24 protein-coding genes and 2 pseudogenes are annotated in these 24,247 nt (G+C 63.0%); 7 read left to right on the top strand and 19 right to left on the bottom strand.

Annotated elements, in window-relative coordinates; all coding sequences use genetic code 11:
- Positions 1–448 precede the first annotated feature (448 nt).
- Positions 449–967 (bottom strand): flavodoxin FldB, encoded by a 519-nt coding sequence (fldB, locus tag AB5Y47_RS17195; protein ID WP_049636563.1) that lies wholly within the window; start codon positions 965–967, stop codon positions 449–451.
- Between the two features lie 183 nt (positions 968–1,150).
- Between fldB and xerD the strand changes: the two genes are divergently transcribed.
- Positions 1,151–2,050 carry a site-specific tyrosine recombinase XerD gene (gene xerD / locus AB5Y47_RS17190; RefSeq protein WP_368220425.1) on the top strand — a complete coding sequence of 300 codons (900 nt, stop codon included), beginning with the start codon at positions 1,151–1,153 and terminating at the stop codon, positions 2,048–2,050.
- 72 nt (positions 2,051–2,122) lie between these two features.
- Here xerD and mscL read toward each other — a convergent pair whose 3' ends face one another.
- Positions 2,123–2,533, bottom strand: coding sequence for a large-conductance mechanosensitive channel protein MscL (mscL, locus tag AB5Y47_RS17185; protein WP_010673746.1), 411 nt, complete (start codon positions 2,531–2,533; stop codon positions 2,123–2,125).
- A gap of 259 nt (positions 2,534–2,792) precedes the next feature.
- On the opposite strand from mscL, the gene AB5Y47_RS17180 reads away from it, so the two are divergent.
- The 6 genes from AB5Y47_RS17180 to nqrE all read left to right on the top strand — a co-directional run bounded on the left by AB5Y47_RS17180 (position 2,793) and on the right by nqrE (position 8,472).
- Entirely contained in the window at positions 2,793–3,497 is a 705-nt protein-coding gene (locus AB5Y47_RS17180) for a disulfide isomerase DsbC N-terminal domain-containing protein (protein ID WP_039041117.1), read from the top strand.
- Positions 3,463–5,193: a single-stranded-DNA-specific exonuclease RecJ gene (gene recJ, locus AB5Y47_RS17175; RefSeq protein WP_113977473.1), complete on the top strand. Its 1,731-nt coding sequence runs from the start codon at positions 3,463–3,465 to the stop codon at positions 5,191–5,193. The genes AB5Y47_RS17180 and recJ overlap by 35 nt, the downstream gene beginning before the upstream one ends.
- Positions 5,194–5,344: 151 nt before the next feature.
- Positions 5,345–6,526, top strand: coding sequence for a MerR family transcriptional regulator (locus tag AB5Y47_RS17170; RefSeq protein ID WP_368220424.1), 1,182 nt, complete (start codon positions 5,345–5,347; stop codon positions 6,524–6,526).
- A 40-nt stretch (positions 6,527–6,566) separates the two neighbouring features.
- Positions 6,567–7,070, top strand: a complete 504-nt coding sequence (locus AB5Y47_RS17165; RefSeq protein ID WP_368220423.1) for a GNAT family N-acetyltransferase — start codon at positions 6,567–6,569, stop codon at positions 7,068–7,070.
- Between the two features lie 306 nt (positions 7,071–7,376).
- Complete coding sequence (locus AB5Y47_RS17160) at positions 7,377–7,670, top strand: hypothetical protein (protein ID WP_010673751.1); 294 nt, start codon at positions 7,377–7,379, stop codon at positions 7,668–7,670.
- A gap of 202 nt (positions 7,671–7,872) precedes the next feature.
- Positions 7,873–8,472 carry an NADH:ubiquinone reductase (Na(+)-transporting) subunit E gene (gene nqrE / locus AB5Y47_RS17155; RefSeq protein ID WP_010673752.1) on the top strand — a complete coding sequence of 200 codons (600 nt, stop codon included), beginning with the start codon at positions 7,873–7,875 and terminating at the stop codon, positions 8,470–8,472.
- A 33-nt stretch (positions 8,473–8,505) separates the two neighbouring features.
- Here the strand turns inward: nqrE and AB5Y47_RS17150 are convergent, their stop codons facing one another.
- The 17 genes and pseudogenes from AB5Y47_RS17150 to leuS all read right to left on the bottom strand — a co-directional run bounded on the left by AB5Y47_RS17150 (position 8,506) and on the right by leuS (position 24,064).
- A complete protein-coding gene (locus tag AB5Y47_RS17150) occupies positions 8,506–8,994 on the bottom strand; it encodes a GNAT family N-acetyltransferase (protein ID WP_368220422.1) in 489 nt (162 codons plus the stop codon).
- A 145-nt stretch (positions 8,995–9,139) separates the two neighbouring features.
- A complete protein-coding gene (lipA, locus tag AB5Y47_RS17145; RefSeq protein WP_319862110.1) occupies positions 9,140–10,105 on the bottom strand; it encodes a lipoyl synthase in 966 nt (321 codons plus the stop codon).
- An 85-nt stretch (positions 10,106–10,190) separates the two neighbouring features.
- Positions 10,191–10,883 carry a lipoyl(octanoyl) transferase LipB gene (gene lipB, locus AB5Y47_RS17140; protein ID WP_010673755.1) on the bottom strand — a complete coding sequence of 231 codons (693 nt, stop codon included), beginning with the start codon at positions 10,881–10,883 and terminating at the stop codon, positions 10,191–10,193.
- A 93-nt stretch (positions 10,884–10,976) separates the two neighbouring features.
- Positions 10,977–11,240 (bottom strand): DUF493 family protein YbeD, encoded by a 264-nt coding sequence (gene ybeD / locus AB5Y47_RS17135; RefSeq protein WP_010673756.1) that lies wholly within the window; start codon positions 11,238–11,240, stop codon positions 10,977–10,979.
- Positions 11,241–11,519: 279 nt separating this feature from the next.
- Positions 11,520–12,749: a D-alanyl-D-alanine carboxypeptidase family protein gene (locus AB5Y47_RS17130; RefSeq protein WP_010673757.1), complete on the bottom strand. Its 1,230-nt coding sequence runs from the start codon at positions 12,747–12,749 to the stop codon at positions 11,520–11,522.
- A 165-nt stretch (positions 12,750–12,914) separates the two neighbouring features.
- Complete coding sequence (locus AB5Y47_RS17125) at positions 12,915–13,838, bottom strand: septal ring lytic transglycosylase RlpA family protein (RefSeq protein WP_368220420.1); 924 nt, start codon at positions 13,836–13,838, stop codon at positions 12,915–12,917.
- Positions 13,780–14,778, bottom strand: coding sequence for a lytic murein transglycosylase B (mltB, locus tag AB5Y47_RS17120; protein ID WP_368220419.1), 999 nt, complete (start codon positions 14,776–14,778; stop codon positions 13,780–13,782). Before mltB ends, AB5Y47_RS17125 begins: the two co-directional genes overlap by 59 nt.
- Positions 14,778–15,881 carry a rod shape-determining protein RodA gene (gene rodA / locus AB5Y47_RS17115; RefSeq protein WP_010673760.1) on the bottom strand — a complete coding sequence of 368 codons (1,104 nt, stop codon included), beginning with the start codon at positions 15,879–15,881 and terminating at the stop codon, positions 14,778–14,780. The genes mltB and rodA overlap by 1 nt, the downstream gene beginning before the upstream one ends.
- Entirely contained in the window at positions 15,878–17,791 is a 1,914-nt protein-coding gene (mrdA, locus tag AB5Y47_RS17110) for a penicillin-binding protein 2 (RefSeq protein ID WP_010673761.1), read from the bottom strand. Before mrdA ends, rodA begins: the two co-directional genes overlap by 4 nt.
- Positions 17,792–17,855: 64 nt before the next feature.
- Complete coding sequence (gene rlmH, locus AB5Y47_RS17105) at positions 17,856–18,323, bottom strand: 23S rRNA (pseudouridine(1915)-N(3))-methyltransferase RlmH (RefSeq protein WP_005298242.1); 468 nt, start codon at positions 18,321–18,323, stop codon at positions 17,856–17,858.
- Positions 18,324–18,344: 21 nt separating this feature from the next.
- A complete protein-coding gene (gene rsfS, locus AB5Y47_RS17100) occupies positions 18,345–18,686 on the bottom strand; it encodes a ribosome silencing factor (protein WP_010673762.1) in 342 nt (113 codons plus the stop codon).
- Positions 18,687–18,897: 211 nt separating this feature from the next.
- The gene (gene nadD, locus AB5Y47_RS17095; RefSeq protein WP_319910401.1) at positions 18,898–19,551 is read right to left on the bottom strand and encodes a nicotinate-nucleotide adenylyltransferase; all 654 of its coding nucleotides are present in this window, start codon (positions 19,549–19,551) and stop codon (positions 18,898–18,900) included.
- Positions 19,545–20,579 (bottom strand): DNA polymerase III subunit delta, encoded by a 1,035-nt coding sequence (holA, locus tag AB5Y47_RS17090; protein WP_319910400.1) that lies wholly within the window; start codon positions 20,577–20,579, stop codon positions 19,545–19,547. Before holA ends, nadD begins: the two co-directional genes overlap by 7 nt.
- 35 nt (positions 20,580–20,614) lie before the next feature.
- Positions 20,615–20,722: pseudogene (locus AB5Y47_RS17085) on the bottom strand (DNA polymerase III subunit delta); the annotation flags it as partial.
- Between the two features lie 35 nt (positions 20,723–20,757).
- A pseudogene (locus tag AB5Y47_RS17080) lies at positions 20,758–20,865 on the bottom strand (DNA polymerase III subunit delta); the annotation flags it as partial.
- Positions 20,866–20,892: 27 nt separating this feature from the next.
- The gene (gene lptE / locus AB5Y47_RS17075; protein ID WP_043153202.1) at positions 20,893–21,375 is read right to left on the bottom strand and encodes an LPS assembly lipoprotein LptE; all 483 of its coding nucleotides are present in this window, start codon (positions 21,373–21,375) and stop codon (positions 20,893–20,895) included.
- Between the two features lie 112 nt (positions 21,376–21,487).
- Positions 21,488–24,064: a leucine--tRNA ligase gene (gene leuS / locus AB5Y47_RS17070; RefSeq protein ID WP_316286414.1), complete on the bottom strand. Its 2,577-nt coding sequence runs from the start codon at positions 24,062–24,064 to the stop codon at positions 21,488–21,490.
- Positions 24,065–24,247 lie beyond the last annotated feature (183 nt).

The following is a 24,247-nucleotide window of genomic DNA, read 5'->3' as shown; positions in this document are numbered from 1 at the left end:
GTCGACCTCATTGTTGCAGACCAGAAGCAAAAAGTCGCTATAGCGTCAGCCGATGATACCAAACGAGAAAATCGGTGCGATTTATGCGCCCGGCAGCCCGAGCGCAGGCTACCGGCAGGGGAGGTTGGCGCCGCTCATGGCGATCGCTTGATATGAGGTCGACCCACTGCTCGATACGGGGTCGGTCTGGTCGTCCATTGGCTGGCGTCGTCGAACATCCAGGCGGCCAGGATCAGAGCAGTTCATGGATCTCGCTCAGGATCTGGTCGACCCACTGCTCGATGCGGGGTCGGTCTGGTCGTCCATTGGCCGGCGTCGTCGAACATCCAGGCGATCAGGGTCAGAGCAGTTCGTGGATCTCGCTCAGGATCTGGTCGACCCACTGCTCGATGCGGGGTCGGTCTGGTCGTCCATTGGCTGGCGTCGTCGAACATCCAGGCGATCAGGATCAGAGCAGTTCGTGGATCTCGTTCAGGATCTGGTCGACCCACTGCTCGATACGGGACTCGGTCTGGTCGTACTGGTTGGCGTCATCGAGGGCCAGCCCGACGAAGTGACGGCCATCGTCGATGAGCGCCTTGGAGGCGTCAAACTCGTACCCCTCGTTGGGCCAGTAGCCCACTAGCTTGACCCCCTTGGGGACCAGCTGATCGTGCAGCAGGCCGAGGGCATCCTGATACCACTCCCCATAGCCCAGCTGATCGCCCATGCCAAATAGGGCGATGATGCGTCCCTCCAGATGCAGGTCGGCGATGTCTTCCCAGCGAGATTCCCAGTCCTCCTGCAGCTCGCCGAAGTCCCAGGTGGAGATGCCCAGGATCAGGATGTCGTACTCCTGCATGCGGGCGAGGGGCACATCCTTGATGTTGTGGAGATCGACCAGCTCGGGGCCGATGAGGGCGCGGATCTTCTCGGCGGCCATCTCGGTGTAGCAGGTGGTGGAGCCATAAAACAAACCTATCTTCATCGCTCTTCTCTTGATCGCAGTCGGCAAGGGGCGTGACCGGCACAGCGGCGCCCGGGGGGAGGGCGCCAGTCTAGCAGATTGCGCCGGGCTCTTCACCGCCTGAGGGGATGTGCAGCCTTGCCTTGCGGCCCGGGTGGGTCGGCACGTTACAATGGCGACCTGTTTCCCTGAGCGCGGCGCACCATGAGCAAAGCAGAATCCCATCCCCTGATCGAGCCGTTTCTCGACGCCCTCTGGCTGGAGCGGGGGCTTTCCGACAACACGGTCAGCTCCTATCGCACCGACCTGGAAAAATTTGCCCTCTGGCTCGATGAACAAGGCGGTTCCCTGCTGCTGGCGGGGCTGGATGACATCCAGCACTACCTCGCCTGGCGGGTGAACCATCAGTTCGCGGCCAGCAGCACGGCCCGTTTCCTCTCGGCCCTGCGCCGCTTCTACCAGTACCTCAATCGCGAGAAGCTGCGCAGCGACGATCCCACTGTGCTGCTGGAGGGGCCAAAGCTCCCCAAAAAGCTGCCCTCGGATCTGAGCGAAGCCGAGGTGGAGGCGCTGCTGCAAGCGCCCCTGGTGGACGACCCGCTGGAACTGCGGGACAAGGCGATGCTCGAGCTGCTCTACGCCACCGGGCTGCGGGTGTCCGAGCTGGTGGGGCTGACCGCCGAACACGTCAGCCTGCGCCAGGGGCTGGTGCGAGTGGTGGGCAAGGGCAACAAGGAGCGCCTGGTGCCCATGGGGGAGGAGGCGGTGCACTGGCTGGAGCGCTACTACCGGGAGGGGCGCACCCTGCTGCTGGGTGGCACCAGCTCGGACGTGGTGTTCCCCTCCAAGCGGGCCCGGATGATGACCCGCCAGACCTTCTGGCACCGCATCAAGCTCTATGCCCTGAGAGCCGGCATCAGGGGGGAACTCTCTCCCCACACCCTGCGTCACGCCTTCGCCACCCACCTGCTCAATCACGGCGCCGATCTGCGAGTGGTGCAGATGCTGCTGGGCCACGCGGATCTCTCCACCACCCAGATCTATACCCACGTGGCCAACGAGCGGCTCAAGGTACTGCACGGCCAGCACCACCCCAGAGCCTGATCGCCTCACCTGCCCTGCAACAAAAAACCGCCCGAAGGCGGTTTTATTCAGCACACGACAGGGAGGAAACGGTTATTTCCCCTGCTGGGATTTCAGCAAGTCGCGGATCTCGGTCAGCAGCTCCTGATCCTTGGTGGGGCCGGCCGGGGCGGCGGCTTCCTCTTCCTGCTTCTTCTTCAGGGTGTTGATGGCCTTGAGCCCCATGAAGATGGCGAAGGAGATGATCAGGAAGTCGATACAGGTCTGGATGAACTTGCCGTAGGCGATGACCACGGCAGGGGCATCCCCTTCGGCGGCCTTCAGGGTCACGGCGAGATCGCTGAAATCCACGCCCCCCAGGATCAGCCCGATGGGGGGCATGATCACGTCTCCCACGAAGGAGGAGACAATCTTGCCAAAGGCGGCACCTATGATGATACCGACCGCCATGTCGATCACATTGCCCCTGGATGCAAAGGCCTTGAACTCTTGAATCAGACTCATTTTTCCCCCTAGAAATGGACGACGTGCCACCTGAGCGCACGTCGATTTGAATAATAAAACATCAGCAAAACAGAGGGATGACTAAAGATGTCTCCCGTCGTCCTGATTAGCTTGCGGGGCTCAAGCCCGATTGGCAACCTGTCATCCCGTGATTTTTTCTTGCGGACATTATTAATCGATCACTAATTAAGGTCTTTGGGAGAGGGAATTGTCTGGGTTACCTTATGAGACCCTTCAATCATGCCAAGTGAATGAGCTGATGCGATATTTACTGCTGGGAATGATGCTGCTGTGCGCTTTTGCGGCCAGCGCGGGGATGGACCCCCATGTGTTGAAACAGACCATAGAGCAGCGCCTCGGTGTGCAGGTCTACCTGGTGGACGAGACCCCCATGCCGGGCCTCTATCTGCTGGGCACGGCCCAGGGACTGCTCTACAGCGATGCCAGGGGAGACTATGTGCTGCAGGGCTCCATGCTGGATCTGGCCCACGACATGAGAAACCTCACCCGGCTCAGCCAGCAGCAGCAACGCAGGCTGGCGCTCTCCCAGATAGGGGAGGCCCGGCTCTGGCTCAAGGCCACCCCTGAACGCCACCGCCTCACCCTGTTTACCGATCTCGCCTGCGGTCCTTGCCGCATCGCGCTGGAGGAGTTGCCCCGCTTGCAGGCGAGGGGCGTGAGCGTGCAACTGCTGCCTGCGCCTGTCGCCGCCTCGGATCAGGCTAGCTGGTGCGATCCCGGGCTGCTGCGCGAACTCAACTTCAGCGATCGTTTGCCTGAGAGCGGCTGTAATGCGATCCTTGCCCATCATATCGGCCTGAGCCAATGGCTCGGGATCAAGGCGTCACCGAGCTGGGTCCTGCCCAATGGCGACCTGGTGCGTGGTTACCAGAGCCCCGAACAACTGCTCAAGATACTGGATCACATCAATGCCCCTGCAAATCCGTCGTCGTCCGCGAGTTGATGATTCCCATCTGCCCGCCACCCTGCACCCGCTGCTTCGCCAGATCTTCGCCAGCCGCGGGGTAGAAGACCCTGCCCTGCTGGAGCGCAGCGCCAACCAGCTGCTGCCGCCCCAGCGTCTGTTCGGCATGGCGCAGGCGGTGCCGCTGCTGGCCGAGGCGCTGACGGCGCAAAAACGTATTCTCATCGTCGGTGACTTCGACTGCGATGGCGCCACCAGCTCGGCCCTGTGCGTGCTGGCCTTGCGCGCCATGGGGGGGCACCACATCGATTTTCTGGTGCCCAACCGATTCGAGTTCGGTTATGGCCTCACCCCGGAGATCGTCGAGCTGGCGGTGGCCCGCGGCGCCGAGTTCCTGATCACGGTGGACAACGGCATCTCCAGCATCGCCGGGGTGGCGGCGGCCAAGGCGGCAGGCATGCAGGTACTGGTTACCGATCACCATTTGCCGGGTCAGGAGCTGCCTGACGCCGACGCGATAGTGAACCCCAACCAGCATGGCTGCGACTTCCCCTCCAAGTCCCTGGCCGGGGTCGGGGTCGCCTTCTATCTGATGGCGGCCCTCAACACCCATCTGCGCCAGAGCGGCTGGTATGAGCGCCAGGGGCTGCGCGCCCCCAACGTGGCGGATTACCTGGATCTGGTGGCCCTCGGCACCGTGGCCGACGTGGTGGCGCTCGATGGCAACAACCGCATTCTGGTCCATCAGGGTTTGCAGCGGATCCGGGCCGGCCGTTGTCGCCCCGGCATCCAGGCGCTGGTGGATGTGTCGGGCCGCGACGGTCGTCGCCTGTGCGCTGCCGATCTCGGCTTTGCGCTGGGGCCGCGCCTCAACGCGGTGGGCCGGCTCGATGACATGTCCCTCGGGGTCGCCTGTCTGCTCTGTGACGACATCAACCTGGCGCGCCAGTTCGCCTCCGAAATGGACAGCCTCAACCAGGAGCGCAAGGAGATCGAGCAGGGGATGCAGCAGGAGGCGCTCGCCACTTTGGAGCAGATCCGTTTTCGTGACGGCGAGGTGCCCTCCGGCATCGTGCTGCACCGAAACGAGTGGCATCAGGGGGTGGTGGGGCTGGTGGCCTCCAAGGTGAAGGAGAAGTACTACCGCCCGGTCATCGCCTTTGCCGAGAGCAGCGAGACCGAGCTCAAGGGCTCCGGGCGCTCCATCCCGGGGGTGCACCTGCGCGATGCGCTGGAACTGCTCGATACCCGCCACCCCGGTTTGATGGGCAAGTTTGGCGGCCACGCCATGGCGGCCGGGCTGACCCTGCCCAAGGCCAATATCGAGGCCTTCGGTCGGGCCTTCGAGGCGGTCATCGGCGAGCTGGTGACCCCTGAGCTCTTGACCGGGGTGCTGCTCACCGATGGCGAGCTGCTGCCCGATGAGCTGAGTCTGGAGCTGGCGGAGCTGATTCGCGCCTCCGGCCCCTGGGGTCAGGCCTTCCCCGAGCCGCTGTTTGACGGGGAATTCGTACTGGTGCAGCAGCGGCTGGTGGGGGAGAAGCACCTCAAGATGATGCTGACCACGGATTCCGGCCACGCGGTGGATGCCATCGCCTTTGGCGTCGACTTGCAGCGCTGGCCCGATGCTTCGGTGAAGCGGGTGCGGCTGGTCTACCGGCTCGACGTCAACGAGTGGCGCGGCAACCGCAGCGTGCAGCTGTTGGTGGAGCATCTGGAAGCTGCCGGTCTCTGATTCCCGCGAGTCTCTCTTGCTGCCGATGACGGCCACCTCAGGGTGGCCGTTTTTTTATGGTGTTAACCCGGATGTTGTCGTTGACCCGTCTATTGCTTCACAGTTTAAGCTTCCCTTCATCGGGTCACGGACCCCTCAGCGAGTTGCTGTCATGAAAATATCCGAACTGGCCCGGCGCTGCGGCCTGGCCCGCTCCACCCTGCTCTATTACGAGAAGCTGGGGGTGATTGCGGGCACGAGGGGCGCCAACGGCTATCGCCACTACGACGATGACGATCTGCAGCGGCTGCGGATGGTACAGGCTCTGCAGGCCGGCGGGCTCAGCCTCAAGCAGTGCCTCGCCTGTCTGGCGGGCGAGCTGGAGCAGGCAACGCTGGAAACCCGGGTCAGGGAGCTGGATGAAGAGCTGGCGCGGATGCAACGCGCCCGGGATCTGCTGGCGGATCTCGCCGGTTTGCGTGCGCACTCCGGCGACGAGTTCAAGGCCTGGCAGCGGCAACTGCAGCATCAAGCCCCGCAGGCCTACTTTGCCTGGGTGATGAAGCAGGGATTCAGTGAAAAAGAGCGTTACCACCTGCAGTGGCTCAGCAAAGACATGAACGAACATGAGCGCTACATCCGGGATTTCAAGCTGCTGCTGGACGGCATGAGCTATTGGGGGCCGGGCGATAGCCTCTTCACCCAGCAGCAGTTTGCCGCGCTGCCCAGCCAGCCTCGCCGGATCCTCGACATGGGCTGCGGGCGCGGCGCCGCCACCTTGGCGCTGGCACAGGTGACGGACGCCACCATCGTAGCCATCGATCTGGACGAGGAGGCGCTGGCCGCCGTGGCGAGATCGGCCAGTGCGGCGGGGCTGAGTCAGGTCACTACCCTGTGCGCCAACATGGCGGCGCTGCCGGCAGACCTTGCCCCCGCCGATCTCATCTGGGCCGAGGGGAGTGCCTACACCATCGGGGTGGCCAACGCCTTGCAGGCATGGCGGCCGTACCTTGCCGGCCCTGCTGCCTGCCTGGTGCTGAGCGACCTGGTGTGGCTGACTGACACGCCCCCAGAGGAGGCGCTGGCGTTCTGGCAGCGAGATTATCCCGCCATGCAGACCCTGGCGGGCCTGCTCAAAACGGTGCAGGAGGCGGGTTATCGCTGTCTGTGGCATACCCCGTTGCCGCAAAGGGCCTGGGACAACTATCTGGATCCCATCGAGCGCAATCTGGCGCGCCACCGTGCCGAGCTGGGGGATAGCCCAGCCTGGCAGGATCTGAGCCGGGAAGTGGCCATCCACCGCCAATACCTGGGCAGCTATGGCTATGTGATCTGCTGCCTGCAGACAGTCTGATCAGGCCATCCATTGCAAGATAACAAACGGAGAAAACCTTATGAATATTCTCATTCGACCTGAAACGGGCGCCGATCACGACGCCATTGAAGCGCTGACCGTGGCCGCGTTCCTCAATGCCCCCCATACCGATCACAACGAACAGCTGATCGTGCGCGCCTTGCGCCAGGCCGGGGCACTCAGCCTGTCGCTGGTGGCGGAGCAGGCGGGGCGGGTGGTCGGCCACCTCTGCTTCTCGCCGGTCACCATCAGCGATGGCAGCCCGCACTGGTATGGCCTTGGCCCCATTTCCGTCTCCCCTGCGCTTCAGGGCAGGGGGCTGGGGTCACGGCTGATGGACGCGGGTCTGGCCGAGCTCAAGGGGATGGGAGCGGCCGGCTGCGTGGTGCTGGGGGATCCCGGCTTCTACGGCCGTTTTGGTTTCGTGTCCGAGCCGGGGTTGACGCTGCCCGGCGTGCCGCCCGAGTACTTCATGGCCCGCTCGTTCGGCGCTGCCATGCCCAGTGGTGAAGTGCGCTATCACCCGGCCTTCGAGCAGGGCTAAGCCCTCACCTTGAGGAAGATGCAAGTCGCTTTCTCAAGGTGGTGCAACCTTGCCGGTTTTAGGGAATGGGGCGGTGTTTAATATCGCTCCTGTTAATATCTCATGGTGGAAAATGCAATAAGTGACGGTATTGTGATATATTCCACCTGTAATTTTTCTTGACGGACCGCCCCCTTGTCATCCTCTCGCCGCCCCTCGTCATGGCCGATGGTGCTTGCCATCGCCTGCCTTCTCTGGCTTGCCGCTGCGGCGGCGGCAGGGGTCGTTGCAACTAAGGGAATGGATACGCAAGGGCAGGAGCGGCCGATGCTGTTCCATGAGCCAGCGAACCCGGGGCTTGCCGACAACGTCAGCCTGCCGCCCGCCTCCCAGTGGCGGCTCGGTTTCGAGCAGGGACGGCGACTGGAAGGGGCCGCTCATGCCGAGCTCTACCAGATGCTGCTGGCCTGGTTCCAGCACGAGATCCTCGGCCTGCTCTGCGGCCTGCTGTTCTTCCTGCCTCTCATCTATCTCAGGCAGCGGCCCGACTACTTCGGCGCTCTGCACACACGGCGGCTTCGCTGCCACCACCTGCAATATCGCTTCTGTCAGGGCGACTAGGTTCACCAGCCGGGCGCCTGCCCGTTTGATCCCCGTCATTGAGTACCGCTGACCGGGCTGCTCGGCAGTCTGGCGGCTGCCGTGGTCATTCTGGGTGCTGCGCCAGCTCTCTCTGTAAACGTCATCCGTGACGTCATCTTCGCGACTGGCCGTTGGCCGGGCGCGGACGTGCTCTTATTGCAACCAAGTGGTGAGCTCATTCATGGACTATTACGTCAATCTCTTCATCCAGTCGATCTTTGTGGAAAACCTGGCGCTGGCCTTCTTCCTTGGCATGTGCACCTTCCTGGCCGTCTCGAAAAACATCAACACGGCCTTCGGTTTGGGCATGACGGTGCTGGTGGTCATGGTGATCGCCATCCCCCTCAACAACCTGATCTACCGCCATATCCTGCGTCCCGAGAGTACCTTCCTCGGGGAGTTTGATCTGGGCTTTCTCGATTTCATCGTCTACATCGGGGTGCTGGCGGCCTTGGTGCAGGTGATGGAGATGGTGCTGGACAAACATTTCCCGGCGCTCCATCACGCGCTCGGCATCTATCTGCCGCTGCTGACGGTGCACTGTGCCATCTTCGGTGGGGTGATGTTCATGGCGCAGCGGGATTACGACTTCATCGAATCCGTGGTCTACGGGGCGGGCTCAGGGCTGGGCTGGCTGCTGGCCATCGTCGCCATTGCGGGATTGCGTCAGAAGATGAAGTATTCGGATGTGCCCGAGGGGCTGCGGGGTATCGGCATTACCTTCATCGTGGCCGGGCTGATGTCCCTCGGCTTCATGTCTTTTTCCGGCATCTCGCTCTGAGCCATGGGCCGGGTGGTGGCCCAATGAAGGTGCTCAATCCAGACGCTTTGCCATGTTGTAGCCCGTGATGGTGAAGCCCAGCGCCTGATAGAGCGCCAGTGCCCTCGGGTTGTCATGGGCCACCCTCAGCTTGATCTGGTGGATGCCTAGGGGGGCGAGCTGCGCTTCCAGGGCGGCCATGGCTGCCTTGCCGAGGCCGCGACCACGATGGGGCGGTGTCACATAGAAGTCGTAGATGAAGGAGGTGCCGGCGGCGCCGTCGATGGCGTGCCAGAGATAGCCCAGAGGCTCGCCCGGTGCGTTCGAGGCTTCAGGTACCATGGCGAGCAGGTGATGACCCGGGGTGGCGACACCCAGTGGCAGGAGCTGCTGCAACGAGGCGTCGGCCTGACGGTGGGCGTCAGGCAGCGCCATCCCGTGGTTGTTGGCAAGATCCTGGGCGTAATCCTCGATGAAGTAGTCGCGATAGGCGGGAAAGTCTGCGTCACGCAGGGGGATCAGGCGAACGGTGAGAGTCGGCATCCGGCACAGCACTCCAGAGAAGGGGAGTGGCCACGTTACGCCAGAACGGCGCCAATCACAAAGGGACAACCGCTGCCTGCGAGGTGACGGCGATAAAAAAAGAGCGCCCAGGGGCGCTCTTTTTTCTGCCAGCAGGAAAAGAGGCTTATTTGACCTCTTCCCCCTTGGCTTGCAGGTCTGCGTGGTAGGAGGAACGCACGAAGGGACCGCAGGCGGCGTGGCTGAAGCCGAGCTCCATGGCCACATCCTTGAGTTCGTCGAACTCTGCGGGCGGCACATAACGCTTCACCGGCAGGTGGTGGCGGCTCGGTTGCAGGTACTGGCCCAGGGTCAGCATGTTGACGCCGTGCTCGCGCAAGTCCTTGAGTACCTGCACGATCTCTTCGTTGGTTTCGCCCAGACCCATCATGACGCCGGACTTGGTCGGCACGTGGGGGTGCATCTCCTTGATGCGGCGCAGCAGCTCCAGGGACCACTTGTAGTCGGCACCCGGCCGGGCGACCCGGTACATGCGCGGGGCGGTTTCCAGGTTGTGGTTGAACACGTCAGGCGGGGTCTCGCGGAACACTTCCAGCGCCTGCTCCATCCGGCCACGGAAGTCCGGGGTCAGGATCTCGATGCGGGTCTGCGGGCTGTGCTCGCGGATCTGCTTGATGCAGTCGGCGAAGTGCTGGGCACCGCCGTCCCGCAGATCGTCGCGGTCCACCGAGGTGATCACCACGTATTTGAGCCCCATCTCCTTGATGGTGAGTGCCAGCTTCTTCGGCTCCTCCGGATCCAGCGGCAACGGACGGCCGTGGGCCACGTCGCAGAAGGGGCAGCGGCGGGTACAGATGGCGCCCATGATCATGAAGGTCGCGGTGCCGTGGTTGAAGCACTCCGCCAGGTTGGGGCAGGAAGCCTCTTCACACACAGAGTGCAGCTTGTTTTTGCGCAGGGTGCTCTTGATGTGCTCGATCTTCTGGCTCGACGGCGGCAGCTTGATCCGCATCCACTCCGGCTTGCGCAGCACTTCCTCGTTGGGATCCGGCATGAATTTCACCGGGATCAGGGCCATCTTGTCGCCATCGCGCAGCTTGACGCCCGGCTCCATACGAACGGGTTTGCTCATGATTCACTCTCGGTGTTTGTTATTGTCTGGTTGATAGCCACCAGGGTCATCTCTGTGCCCTCATGGCCAGGCAGCATGGGCTTGCTCATGCCGCCTCTTCGGTATTCGTGATCTCTTGGTAGCCAATCAGGCGGGCCAGCTCCGTCACCAGCAGGGACTGTGCCTCGGCGACGCTCTGCGGGCCGCCCAGGGCGCTGGTCTGGGTCATGGCCATGCCCGCATAGCCGCACGGATTGATGCGCAGGAAGGGGGTCATGTCCATGTTGACGTTGAGAGCCAACCCGTGGAACGAGCACCCCTTGCGAATGCGCAAGCCCAGGGACGCCAGCTTGGCCTCCATGCCCAGATCGCTCTTCACGTAGACGCCCGGGGCATCGGCCTTGGCGTAGGCCTCGATATTGCTTTTGGCGAGCGTGTTGATGATGGCGGTTTCGAGGCAGGTCACCAGCTCCCGTACAGAGAGCTTGCTGCGGCGCACATCCACCAGCACGTAGAGCACCAGCTGGCCCGGGCCGTGATAGGTCACCTGGCCACCGCGATCACTCTGCACCACCGGGATGTTGCCGGGGGCGAGCAGGTGTTCGGCCTTGCCGGCCTGACCCTGGGTGTAGACGGGGTCATGCTCCACCACCCAGAACTCGTCCGGGGTGTCGGGGGTGCGATTGTCGGTGAACGCCTTCATGGCGTCCCACACCGGCTGGTAGGGGCGACGGCCCAGCTGTCTGACGAGCAGTTGGCCGGCTGACGGTTGTGGCTCGGCGGGCGTTTCGAGTGACATCTTTCCTCACTGGCGGCGCGGTGTCGGTACGGTCGCCGCTGCGACCGGGCGGCAAATAATCAGTCGCCCCGGTGGCGGGGCGAGAGAGGCAACTTACAGGACGTAACGAACCAGCTCGATCTTGCCAAGGGCGGTATACATGGCCTCGATGTGTTCCTTGCTCTGGGCGGTGACCGTCACCCGTACCGAGTGATAGTTGCCCTTGGAGCTAGGTTGAACGGTCGGGCTGTAGGTGCCGGGAGCATGTTGCTGCAGCACTTCCACCACCATGTCGGGCAGGGCGGGATCGGCCACGCCAAGCACCTTGAACGGGAACTTGCAGGGGAACTCCAGCAGTTCATCAAACTTGGTATTCATCTACTTCACCTTTCTGGGTCGCCGGGACGCGACGTCATCTTTACGTCTTTGAGGGCCGCCGAAACGGTCCCCTCATCTGCCCCCAGGGGACAGTTCCCAGTCTATATGGGCATGAGCAGCCTCGGGATCAAGACCCGGCGGTGCGGCAAGACGTGGAAATGCTGCTTTTTACCACAAATCGTCAGTCGGCGGAACCTGCAGATTACAGGGTTATTGACTGGACAGACCGCAAAAGACAGCAGCGGCGCCTGTTGGCGCCGCTGCTTGAGGAAGGGTCTGTTACTTGAACCAGCTGGAGACCAGCATGACCAGGTAATCCCACAGGCGGCTCATCAGGCCACCTTCCTGCACCTCTTCCAGGGCAACCAGGGGAACCTGCTTGATCTCCTTGTCCCCTTGCTTGAGGTACACGGTGCCGACGCGCTGGCCCTTGGCCAGGGGCGCCTTCAGCTCGCTCTCCAGCTGGAAGTCCGCCTTGAGGTTGTTGCCCTGGCCACGGGTGACCAGCACGGAGACGTCCTTGTCGACCCCCAGCTTCACTTCCGGCTTGTCGCCCATCCAGATCTTCTGGGTGACCAGTTCGGTGCCCGCCTTGTAGGGGGTCAGGCTCTGGAAGAAGCGGAAGCCGTAGGTGAGCAGCTTCTTGCTCTCGGCAGCGCGGGAGGCCTCGCTGTTGGCCCCCATGACCACGGCGATCAGGCGCATGCCTTCGTTGTTGGTGGCGGAAGAGACCAGGTTGTAGCCGACCTGGCTGACGTGACCTGTCTTGATGCCGTCAACCTGCAGGGATTGGTCCCACAGCAGGCGGTTGCGGTTGTGCTGGGTGATGCCGTTGAACACGAAGGACTTCTGGGAGTAGATCTTGTACTCCTCCGGCTGATCGTGGATCAGGGCCTGACCCAGGCGGGCCATGTCGCGGGCGGTACTGTAGTGGCCCTCTTCATCCAGGCCGTGGGGGTTCTTGAACTGGGAGTCCTTCATGCCGAGCTTGGCGGCCCAGGCGTTCATCAGGCTGGCGAAGGAGTCGGTGCTGCCTGCCAGGTGCTCGGCCATGGCGACGCAGGCGTCGTTGCCGGACTGGATGATGATGCCCTTGTTGAGATCATCGACGGAGACCTGCTTGCCCACCTCGATGAACATCTTGGAGGAGTCGGAGTAGTTCTTGGACCAGGCGTTCTGGCTGATGGTCACCATGTCGGTGCCCTTGATGTTCCCTTTGTGCAGCTCGTCGCCGACGATGTAGGAGGTCATCATCTTGGTCAGGCTGGCGGGGGGCAGACGCTCGTCGGCGTTCTGCTCGGCCAGCACCTGTCCGGAGAAGTAGTCGATCAGGATGTGGGCCTTGGCGGAGATCTCGGGCGCGGCAGGTACCACCATGGGGGCGCTGTTCAAAGTGGGGACCGGCTGGGCACTCGGCAGGGCCGAATCCGGGGTCGGAACAGGCTGGTTGGCCTGAGCGGTGGCGCTTAACAGGGAGGCCAGAATAACGGAGCGGGCAAATTTGGACATCTTGAAATTCCTGGTGCCTGGATGGGATGTACCCAAGTTGAAAAAAAGCGGGCCCCACTATACCAGATGTGCGTGTCGGTCATAGTCCGAGATGCGACCTGGACGGGATTTTATGGGATGGCCCCCGACCTCGCGTCGTATCCCGGCGCGAGGTCGGGGCGGGTATCAGGGCACGATGAAAGCCTGCTCCAACCCACCCTGGCGGATCTGCTCGAGCAGAGGGGCCTGCTTGTCGCTGGCCACGGGTCCGAGCAGGACGCGGAAGACGGCGCCATGTGCCACCACCTGGTACGGCACGCCATAGCGCTGGGTCATCACCTTGCCCATGGCCTCGGCCCGCGCCTGCGAGCCGCTGGCGAGCACCTGGATCATCTTGCCCTGGGTCGCACCGGCCTTGGGAGGGGAGACGGTGGTGGTCGTCGTGGCGGCAGGAGCAGGCGCGGCCTTGGCCGGTGCCGTGGGGGCCGGCGTCTCGTTCACGAAGGAATTGGCGGCTGGCGCCGCAGGCTCCATGGGCGTCATCGGGGTCATGGGCACCATCTCCACCATCTGATCCGGCTGATCGGTGATGAGTTCGAGGCGCACCCGGGCCTCACCCCCTTCCACCATCTCCAGTTGCGCGGCGGCGGCGTGAGAGAGATCGATGAGGCGATCGCTGCCGAAGGGGCCGCGATCATTGACGCGTACTATGGTCTCCAGACCGTTGTCCAGATTGGTGACCCGCACGTAGCTTGGCAGGGGCAGGTTGCGGTGGGCGGCGCTGAACAGGGTGCTGTCCTGCACGTCGCCGTTGGCAGTCTTGTTGCCGTCCAGATCCCGGGAGAGCCAGCTGGCAGTGCCTTCCTCGCTGTAGTGCTTGATGTCGCGCCACACCTCAAACTTCTGCTTTCCGATCCAGTAGTCCCTGTTGCCGCTCTCGCTCATGGGTTCGGGGCGGGGAATGGCGCCGGTCGCCTGGGGGATCTCGATGACCTGGGGCTTCTCCTGGGGAACGGGCTCCGGGGGCAGCGTCTGGGGTTCGGGTTGGCTGCTACAGGCGGCCAGCAACAAGGTCAGGCTGAGGGGAAGAAGTTTGTGGCTGTAATGCATAAGCGTCCTGGATTGCTTGACTGAGTTGATGCACCGCCATCGCATAGAGAGGGCTGCGATTGTAGCGGGTGATCACGTAAAAATTGTGGCGCGCGACCCAGTATTCCGGTCCTTCGGCCTGCTCCATCGCCAGCAGTTTTACCGGTGTCTCGGGTGACGGCGGTGTGGCGACTTCAATGCCCGCAGCGGCCAGCTCTGCCCAGCGGTGCCTTAGCTCGGGCTCGGGTGCAAGCAGGGTACCTACTGGCGCCAATCCGATCAAGGCGGGCTCCACCACCGGCTCGCCCCAGCGCCAGTGGTGCAGGGCGAAGTAGTTGGCCACGCTGCCGATGGCATCTGCCGGGTTGGCGAAGAGATCCCGCTTGCCGTCTCCGTCGAGGTCGACCGCGTAGTGGCGGTAGCTGGAGGGCATGAACTGGCCCATGCCCATGGCGCCGGCATAGGAGCCCTTGAGGGTGGTGAGCGGCCACTTCTCTTCCCGGGCAATCAGCACCAGCTGGGCAAACTCCTTGGCGAAGAAATCCGCCCGTTCGGGGTAGTGGAATCCCAGGGTGTAAAGGCTGTCGAGCACCGGATGGCGGCCCATCTGTCGACCGTAAAAGGTCTCGATGCCGATGATGGCGACGATGAGGGAGGCGGGGACCTGGTAGGTCTGCTCGGCCCGTGCCAGGGTGGAGGCATGGCGCTGCCAGAATCCCACTCCGTCCCGGATGCGCTCCGGGGTGACGAACAGCGGCCTGTAGCGGTGCCAGGGCTTGGCTTCCCAGGGGCGGCGAATGGTGTCCAGCACCTCCTGGCGCAGGCTGGCCTGGGCGGCGGCGGCCTGCAACTCTGCCAGCGGCACCTGCTGCTGCTCGGCCAGCAGGCTGAGCCGGGCCGGCGAGACGGCAGCACCCGCCGTCAGGGTGCACAGAGATAGAGCCAGCCAGCCGAGCCGCATCAGGCGAGCAGCCGCCTGTGGGTCTGGATGGACATCAGAACGCCGAAGCCCGCCATCAGGGTCACCATAGAGGTGCCGCCGTAGCTCACCAGTGGCAGGGGAACCCCTACCACCGGCAGGATGCCGCTTACCATGCCCATGTTGACGAACACATAGACGAAGAAGGTCAGGGTCAGGGCGCCTCCCAGCAGGCGTTCGAAGCTGTTCTGGGCCTGCATGGAGATAAACAGGCAGCGGCTGATGATGTAGAGGTAGATGACCAGCAAGAGGGCCACGCCCACCAGACCGAACTCCTCGCTGAAGACGGCGAAGATGAAGTCGGTGTGGCGCTCTGGCAGGAATTCGAGCTGTGACTGGGTGCCTTGCAGCCACCCCTTGCCGAACACGCCGCCGGAGCCGATCGCAATCTTGGACTGGATGATGTGATAGCCGCGACCGAGCGGGTCCTTCTCCGGGTCCAGCAGCATCAGCACCCGCTGGCGCTGGTAGTCGTGCATCAGGAAGAACCAGAGTACCGGCATGAAGGCGCAGATGAGCAAGACCGCGAGCCCGATGAGCCACCAGCTGATCCCCGCCAGGAAGATGACGAAGAAGCCGGAAGCGGCCACCAGGATGGAGGTGCCGAGATCGGGTTGGGCCGCGATCAGCAGGGTGGGCAGCAGCACCATCACCAGGGCGATCATCACATGGCTGAACTTTGGCGGCAGGGAGTGCCGGCTGAGCCAGGCGGCCACCATGATGGGCATGGAGAGTTTCATCACCTCGGAGGGCTGGAACTTCATGAAGCCGAGATCGAGCCAGCGCTGGGCCCCCTTTCCGATATGGCCGAACACGTCCACCGCGATGAGCAGCAGCACCACCACCGCAAACAGGGGCACCGACCAGCGGGCATAGAGGGAGGGCGGCAGCTGTGCCATGCCGATCATCAGACCGAAGGCCAGGGCGCCGCGCACCAGCTGGCGCACGATGGAGTCGAGATCCTGGCCCGAGGCGGAGTAGAGCACCACCATGGAGAGGGCCATCAGGGTCAGCAGGCCGAGCAGCAGCGGCAGGTCGATGTGCAGCTTGTACCAGATGCTCTGCTGGCGGGCAGAATTACTCATTGGGAAACGACCTCACTCGGTTGGGACGGCTTTTCCGGTGCCGGTGGCAACTGGGGTTCCGGCGGCAGCAGATAGGCATCCAGCATGTGGCGGGCGACCGGTGCCGCCATGGCGCTGCCGCCCCCGGCGTTCTCCAGCACCAGGGCGACCACCGCCTTGGGGGCCTCGAAGGGGGCGAAGGCGACGAACAGGGCGTTGTCGCGGTGCTCCACCTTGGTGGTGGCCGCGTTGTAGACCTGGTTCTCCTTGAGGCCCACCACCTGGGCGGTGCCGGACTTGCCCGCCGCCTTGTAGGGGGTATTGGCGAAGGCGCGGCGCCCCGTCCCTTCGTGGCCGTTGATGACGCGCCACATGCCGTCCTTGGCCACCTGCCAGTAGGTATCGCTCTTGGCGGCGATGGCCACGTTCGGGTTGATGGGGGCGTTGACCACGCCATCGGAGGAGGCGGTGCTCTTGAGGAGGTGCGGCGTCACATCGTGACCGTTCTGGGTCAGGATGCTGATGGCCTTGGCGAGCTGGATCGGGGTGGCGCTCCAGTAGCCCTGGCCGATGCCGATGGAGATGGTGTCCCCCTGGTACCAGGGTTGACGCCAGCGGGCCATCTTCCAGTCCCGGGAGGGCATGACACCCCGGGTCTCTTCATAGAGGTCCACGCCGCTGTACTGGCCGAAGCCGAACTTGGTCATGTAGCTGTTGATCTTGTCGATGCCGACCCGGTAGGCGAGATCGTAGAAATAGGTATCCGCCGAGACCTCGATGGCGCGATAGACGTCGAGCCAGCCGTGGCCCCAGCGGCGCCAGTCCCGGAACTTCTTGGTGGTGCCCGGGATGGAGAAGCTGGGCCCGCCGAAGTAGCGGTAATTGGGGGTGATCGCCCCCTCGTTGAGCCCCATCACCGCCATCATGGGCTTGACGGTGGAGGCGGGGGCATAGATGCCCTGGGTGGTGCGGTTCACCAGCGGCCGGGCGGGATCGTTGAGCAGCGCCGAGTAGTTGGCGCTGGAGATGCCGGTCACGAACAGGTTGGGGTCGTAGCTCGGGCTCGACTCCATGGCCAGGATGGCGCCGGTGTTGGGCTCCATCATCACGATGGCGCCCCGGCGGCCGGCCAGCAGCTCCTGGGCTTTCAACTGCAGGCGGATGTCGATGTTGAGGTAGATGTCCTTGCCGGGCTCGGGGGGCTGGAATTTCAGGGTGCGCACCACCCGGCCGCGGTTGTTCACCTCGACCTCCTGATAACCCGCCACGCCGTGCAGCTGATCCTCGTAGTACTTCTCTACCCCCTGTTTGCCGATGTCCTTGGTGGCGGCATAGTTGGCGAGCTTCTCCTCCTTCTCGAGGCGCTCCACGTCACGGGTGTTGATCTTGGCCACGTAGCCCAGAGCATGGGTGAGGGTGTCGCCGAACGGGTAGTAGCGCTTGAGGTAGGCCTCGATGCTGGCCCCCGGGTAGTTATGCTGGTTGACCGAGAAGAGGGCGACCTGGTATTCGGTCAGCTTCTCGAACAGGGGCACGGGCTTGAAGCGGCGCTGACGCTTGACCTCGGCCAGGAACTTCTCCTTGGTCCCCTCCGGCAGGGCCAGCAGGGTGATGAGGTCGTCCGCGGTCTTCTCCAGGTTCTCGGTCTCTTCGGGCACGATCTCCAGGCTGTAGACCGGGCGGTTTTCCGCCAGCAGGACACCGTTGGCGTCGTAGATGAGACCACGGGGCGGCGCCACCGGCACCACACGGATGCGGTTGTCGTTGGATCGGGTCTGATAGGTTTCGTAAGACTCTACTTGCAGGTAGTAGAGGTTAGCCAGCAGCACCAGCATGAGGGTGACCATGCCGATGTAGGCGACCAGGGTGCGCCGGAAGAACAGACGTCCCTCGGCACTGTGATCGCGCATTTCAATGCGATTCTTCAGCATGCCGTTACCTTGTGGCTGACGTGCGGGTGAGAGAGGAGAAATGCATGCTCAGGGTCGGCATGGGTCACTCTCTGTGATAAGGGTGATTGGTGGTGATGCTCCAGGCGCGATAGAGGCTCTCGGCCACCAGTACCCGCACCAGGGGATGGGGCAGGGTCAGGGGCGAGAGCGACCAGCTCTGTTCCGCGGCAGCCTTGCACTCGGGGGAGAGCCCCTCCGGGCCACCCACCAGCAGCGCCACATCCCGGCCATCCAGCTTCCAGGCTTCCAGTTGCACGGCGAGCTGCTCCGTGGTCCAGGGCTTGCCCGGAATGTCCAGGGTCACGATGCGGGAGCGGCCGGCGGCGGCCAGCATGGCTTCCCCTTCCTTTTGCAGGATGCGGGGAATGTCGGCATTCTTGCCGCGCTTGCCTGCGCCGATCTCGACCAGCTCGAACGGCATGTCTTTGGGGAAGCGGCGACGGTACTCTTCGAAGCCATGCTCTACCCAGGCAGGCATCTTGGTGCCCACGGCAATCAACTGGATCTTCATCTTTGGTTACGCTGTCGCCCTTTATTGCGAATTGACCTGGGCGGCGCCGCTCCAGAGTTTTTCCAGCTGGTAGAAGTCGCGGTACTCATCCTGCATCACGTGGACGATGACCGACCCCATGTCCACCAGCACCCACTCACCGGTGAGTTCCCCTTCCACGCTCAGCAGGTCGAGCCCCGCATGACGGGCCTCGCTGGCGAGGTTGTGGGCGATGGCACTGACGTGACGATTGGAGTTGCCGGAGCAGATGATCATGGTGTCCGTGATGCTGGATTTGCCGCGCACATCGAGGGTGATGATGTCGCGGCCTTTCATGTCATCGATCTTGTCGACGATAAAGGCGAGCAATTCTTGGCCTTGCAATGTCTTCTCCTATCTTCCGGCGCCAGAGGGCGGCGGATTATATCATGGTCACTCCCGTTTCCCAGCCTGGCAAAGGGAGCATCGCCCGGGGAGCCGTCCCGTGGGGGAGGGGCCCTTGACGATCACTATAGTGTGCAACCCGGCCTGGCAATAGTCAGGGCCGGGCCCGGTGCGCCCGGACGTGTCGGCTGACCAGCCTGCGTGACGCCGTTTACTGCGTTGCCGATGAGCGGTAGAGCCCGTGGTGCCGGATATAGTCGGCGACCGGGTTGGGCAGCAGGTATTTGGGATCCTGGCCTGCCGCGAGCAGGGCACGCAGGCGTGTGGCCGACAGCTCGACGGGCAGGTTGTCACAAAGCCAGACATGACCGTGGCGCTGGCGATGGAGATCCTGAATGTCCCGGGTCTGGTGGCGGGCCAGCAGCTCGGCAACCTGGACGGAATAATCCGGTTGCCAGCCTGGGCGGCAGCTCACCACCAGATGGGCGTAATCGAGCAGCTCCTGCCAGCGGTGCCAGCCCGGCAGGCCGAGCAGGGAATCCATCCCCATCAAAAAGCAGAGCGGGGTGTCCGGCAGCTCGCTCCTCAACTCGACAAGGGTGTCGATGGTCCAGGAGGGGGTGTCGCGCCTGAGCTCCCGCTCATCCACCACGAAGCCCGGGTTGTCCGCCGCAGCCAGCGCGACCATGGCGAGTCGCTGCTCGCTGGAGCAGAGCGGATTGGCCCGGTGGGGCGGGATATGGTTCGGGAGCAGGCGCACCTCGGCCAGACCCAGGGCGTCCCGTGCCTCGATGGCGGGCCTCAGGTGACCGATGTGAATGGGATCGAAGGTGCCGCCGAGGATCCCGATGGGCGGTGTCAGCATGATTCCGTCTCCAGCAGGGGGAGCGGGGTACCGTCACGAAAGCCGAGGGCGATGGTTTGCAGCATCAGCCAGGCCTGCTCGGTGTCGAAATGGCGCTGGGCATGGTCCAGCTGGGCCATCAGTTGCCAGAGCTGCCGGATCTTGGGGAAGGGAAGCCGGGTCAGCGCCTGCTGGATGAGCTGCTGGCGGCTCTGCCAGATGCGCAGGCGGCTGAAATGCTCCACCAGGGGCTGTCCGGCGCGGGCGGCCAGCGCCAGCTCGGTGAGCTGCTCCAGCTCGCGGCACAGGGTCCAGGCCAGCATGCCGGGTTCGGTGCCCTCGGCGCGCAGGGCCAGCAGGATGCGCTGGGCCCGGTTCACCTTTCCTTCCAGCAGGGTATCGACGAGCTGGAAGGGAGTGAAGTGGGCGTGGCGGATGATGGTCTCCTGCAGATAGGCGACGCTGATGGGCTGGGGCGGCGAGAGCAGGGTCAGCTTCTCGATCTCCTGGCTCGCGGCCAGCAGGTTGCCCTCGTAGGCGTGGCACATGAAATTGAGCGCATCCGGCAGTGCCTTGAGGCCGAAGCGCTGAAAGCGGGCGCTCATCCAGCGCGGGAAGAAACGGGGCTCGGGGTGGTTGACCGGTACATAGGTGCCGCTCTGGCTCAGCTTGTCGAACCAGGACGCCTTCATCTGGGTCTGGTTGAGGCGATTACCACTCAGGACCAGCAGCAGGTCGGGGTGGAGTTGCTTGCCAATGTCGCTGATGCGGGCGGCGAGATCCTTGTCGATCTTGGCGGGCAGCTCCAGCTCGATGATCTGGCGGGCCGAGAACAGGCTCATGGCCTGGCAGGCATCGTAGACCTGGTTCCAGTCCAGCCCCTGTTCCACCACGAAGCTGTGGCGTTCATCGAAGCCCTGTTTGCGTGCCACCTGACGCACGGCGTCGACAGCTTCCAGTTTGAGCAGGGGCTCGTCCCCAAAAATGAGATAGCAGGGCTTGAGCCCTGCCTTGAGATGATCCGCGAGTTGTTCAGGGTAAATCCGCATCAGAACCTGGCCTGGTTGAGGGGGAAGGATGCACGGTCGATGGCTTGCTCATTCTTGAACAGGAAATCGTCCCCGAAAATGAGATAGCAGGGCTTGAGCCCTGCCTTGAGGTGATCCGCGAGTTGTTCAGGGTAAATCCGCATCAGAACCTGGCCTGGTTGAGGGGGAAGGATGCACGGTCGATGGCTTGCTCATTCTTGAACAGGAGATCGTCCCCGAAAATGAGATAGCAGGGCTTGAGCCCTGCCTTGAGGTGATCCGCAAACTGCTCGGGATAGACTCTCATCAACACCCTCTCATCAAGATACGCGCATCAGAACTTGACCTGACTGAGCTGGCGAATAACCAGGTTGGCGGCCTGCTCCTGCATCTCCTTGCCCAGCTGCTCCTGCTCGCGGGAGGAGGCGAGTGCCGCATCCGGCTTGTTCAGGAAGCTGCGGTTGAAGGTGATGGGGAAGACCTGGGTCGGTTTGCCCGGCATGACCACGGTGAACTGGGTGCTGTAACTCAGCAGGTATTCGCGGTCCTGGCCGATGGAGTCGACCGAGGCGACCTGGCTGCGGCTACGTACCCCGGCCAGGGTCAGCACCGGGATGCCCTCCTTGTCGGCGAGTTCGACGCCAGCGGCCTTGAGACGGGTGGTGACCAGTCGGTAGAAGTCGCTCTTGTTGTCACCGACCACTTTCATGGTCATCAGCTCGGGGGGAATGGCGGTGCCCCGCATCTGAAAACCGCAGGCCTGCAGCAGCAGTCCTGCCAGCACGATGGCCATCCAGCGCGTGAAGATGGTGCCCATAAAAAATCCTCTTTGCATGAAGGGAAGAGCGGCGGGCGCAAGGCCCGCCGTCATCATCCGTGTGTCGTCAGCCCCTGGCCCGGACCGTCGGCCGCCGCCAGGGGAGGCGTCATCAGTTGGCCACGATGTTGAGCAGCTTGCCCGGCACGTACACGACTTTGCGCACGGTCAGACCGTCGGTGAACTTCTGTACGGACGCATCGGCCATGGCCAGCTTCTCGACGTCGGCCTGGCTTATCTCGGCCGGTACGGTCAGTTTGCCGCGCATCTTGCCGTTGATCTGCACCACCACCAGCTTCTCGGTCTCGACCATGGCCGCTTCGTCAGCCACCGGCCAGGCCGCGACATCGATGTCCCCTTCCTTGCCCAGCATCTTCCACAGCTCGAAGCCGATGTGCGGGGTGATGGGGTAGAGCATGACCACGACCGCTTCCAGCGCTTCCTGCATCAGGGCGCGATCCTGAGCGTCGCTGCCCAGTTTTGCCAGGTTGTTCATCAGCTCCATAATGGCAGCGATGGCGGTGTTGAAGGTCTGACGGCGACCCACGTCGTCGCTCACCTTGGCGATGGTCTTGTGCAGCTCGCGGCGCACGGCTTTCTGGTCGCTGGTGAGGGCGGCGACGTCCAGTGCGGCAACGGCGCCACCGGATACGTGCTCGAAGGTGATGCGCCACAGGCGGCGCAGGAAGCGCTGGGCACCTTCCACGCCGGAGTCGGACCACTCCAGGGTCATCTCGGCCGGGGAGGCGAACATCATGAACAAACGGACGGTATCGGCGCCGTAACGCTCCACCATCAACTGCGGGTCGATGCCGTTGTTCTTGGACTTAGACATCTTGGTCATGCCGGAGTGCATCACTTCACGACCCTCAAGGTCGACAGCCTTGGTGATGCGGCCCTTGTCGTCACGTTCCACCTTGACGTCGAGGGGGCTGACCCAGACGTTGCCGCCCTTCTCATCCTTGTAGTAGAAGGCGTCGGCCAGCACCATGCCCTGGCAAAGCAGACGCTTGAACGGCTCGTCGCTGTTCACCAGGCCCGCATCGCGCAGCAGCTTGTGGAAGAAGCGGGCATAGAGCAGGTGCATACAGGCGTGCTCGATGCCGCCGATGTACTGATCCACCGGCAGCCAGTGGTTGGCGGCCGCCGGATCCAACATGCCCTTGTCGTAGTCCGGGGAGCAGTAGCGGGCGTAGTACCAGGAGGACTCCATGAAGGTGTCGAAGGTATCGGTCTCGCGGAATGCTTCCTGGCCGTTGTAGGTGGTCTTGGCCCACTCGGCGTCAGCCTTGATGGGGCTCTGGATGCCATCCATCACCACATCTTCCGGCAGCAGGACCGGCAGTTGATCTTCCGGGGTCGGCACCACGGTACCATCCGCCAGGGTCAGCATGGGGATGGGGGCGCCCCAGTAGCGCTGACGGGAAACCCCCCAGTCGCGCAGACGGTAGTTGACGGTGCGCTTGCCCTTACCCAGTGTTTCCAGCTTGTTGGCGATGGCATCGAAGGCACCCTGGAAGTCGAGGCCGTCGAACTCGCCGGAGTTGAACAGCACGCCCTTCTCGGTATAAGCCGCTTCGCTCACGTCGACGTCACCATCAACCGGCTTGATGACAGGCTTGATCTCGAGGCCGTACTTGGTGGCGAATTCGTGGTCACGCAGGTCGTGACCCGGTACCGCCATCACGGCGCCGGTGCCGTAGTTCATCAGCACGAAGTTGGCGACCCAGATGGGCACCTTGCGGCCATCCAGCGGGTGAATGGCGTAGAGGCCGGTGGCCATGCCCTTCTTCTCCATGGTGGCCAGTTCAGCTTCGGCTACCTTGGTGTTCTTGCACTCTTCGATGAAGGCGGCCAGCTCCGGATTGTTCTGGGCTGCTTGCAGCGCCAGCGGGTGACCGGCGGCGATGCCCACATAGGTCACACCCATGAAGGTGTCCGGACGGGTGGTGTAGACCTCGAGGTGCTCGGCCTGACCGTCGATATTGAAGCTGATGTTGACCCCTTCGGAGCGGCCAATCCAGTTGCGCTGCATGGTCTTGACCATCTCCGGCCAGCCTTCCAGATTGTCGATGTCGTTCAACAGCTCTTCGGCGTAGTCGGTGATCTTGATGAACCACTGAGGGATCTCTTTTTGTTCCACCGGGGTGTCACAGCGCCAGCAGCAGTTGTCCACTACCTGCTCGTTGGCCAGCACCGTCATGTCGTTCGGGCACCAGTTGACGGAGGAGGTCTTCTTGTAGACCAGGCCCTTTTCGTAGAGCTTGGTGAAGAACCACTGCTCCCAGCGGTAGTAGTCCGGCTTGCAGGTGGCCAGCTCGCGATCCCAGTCATAACCCAGACCCAGCATCTTCAGCTGGTTCTTCATGTATTCGATGTTTTCGTAGGTCCAGGGGGCCGGTGCCGTGTTGTTCTTGATGGCGGCGTTTTCCGCCGGCAGGCCGAAGGCGTCCCAACCGATGGGTTGCAGCACGTTCTTGCCATTGAGCCGTTGATAACGGGAGATCACATCACCTATGGTGTAGTTGCGAACGTGCCCCATGTGTAGACGACCAGACGGATAGGGGAACATGGAGAGGCAGTAGAACTTTTCCTTGTCTACTTTCTCCACCGCCTTGAAGGTTTTCTTGGCATCCCAGTGCTTCTGCACTGCTGGTTCTATGGATTGGGGAACGTATTGCTCTTGCATTGGTGACATCCGGATCTGTGAAATGAATAGATAAAACGGCTGGGAAATCCCGATAGAATACCCATATCCTGCGGCGGCAACAACCGCCAGCATCCGCCCGGTCTCGGGCCAGGTCCGGTACCCGCGAGGATTTGCAGCGCCGCAAGAGCCGCGAGAGTCGCAACGAAGTGAGAATGGCAACCG

The organism is Aeromonas sp. R7-2, assembly GCF_040908105.1.
GTDB lineage: Bacteria > Pseudomonadota > Gammaproteobacteria > Enterobacterales > Aeromonadaceae > Aeromonas > Aeromonas caviae.
The sequence above is the reverse complement of the archived record's forward strand: the minus strand, read 5'-3'. Positions and strand labels throughout refer to the sequence as shown.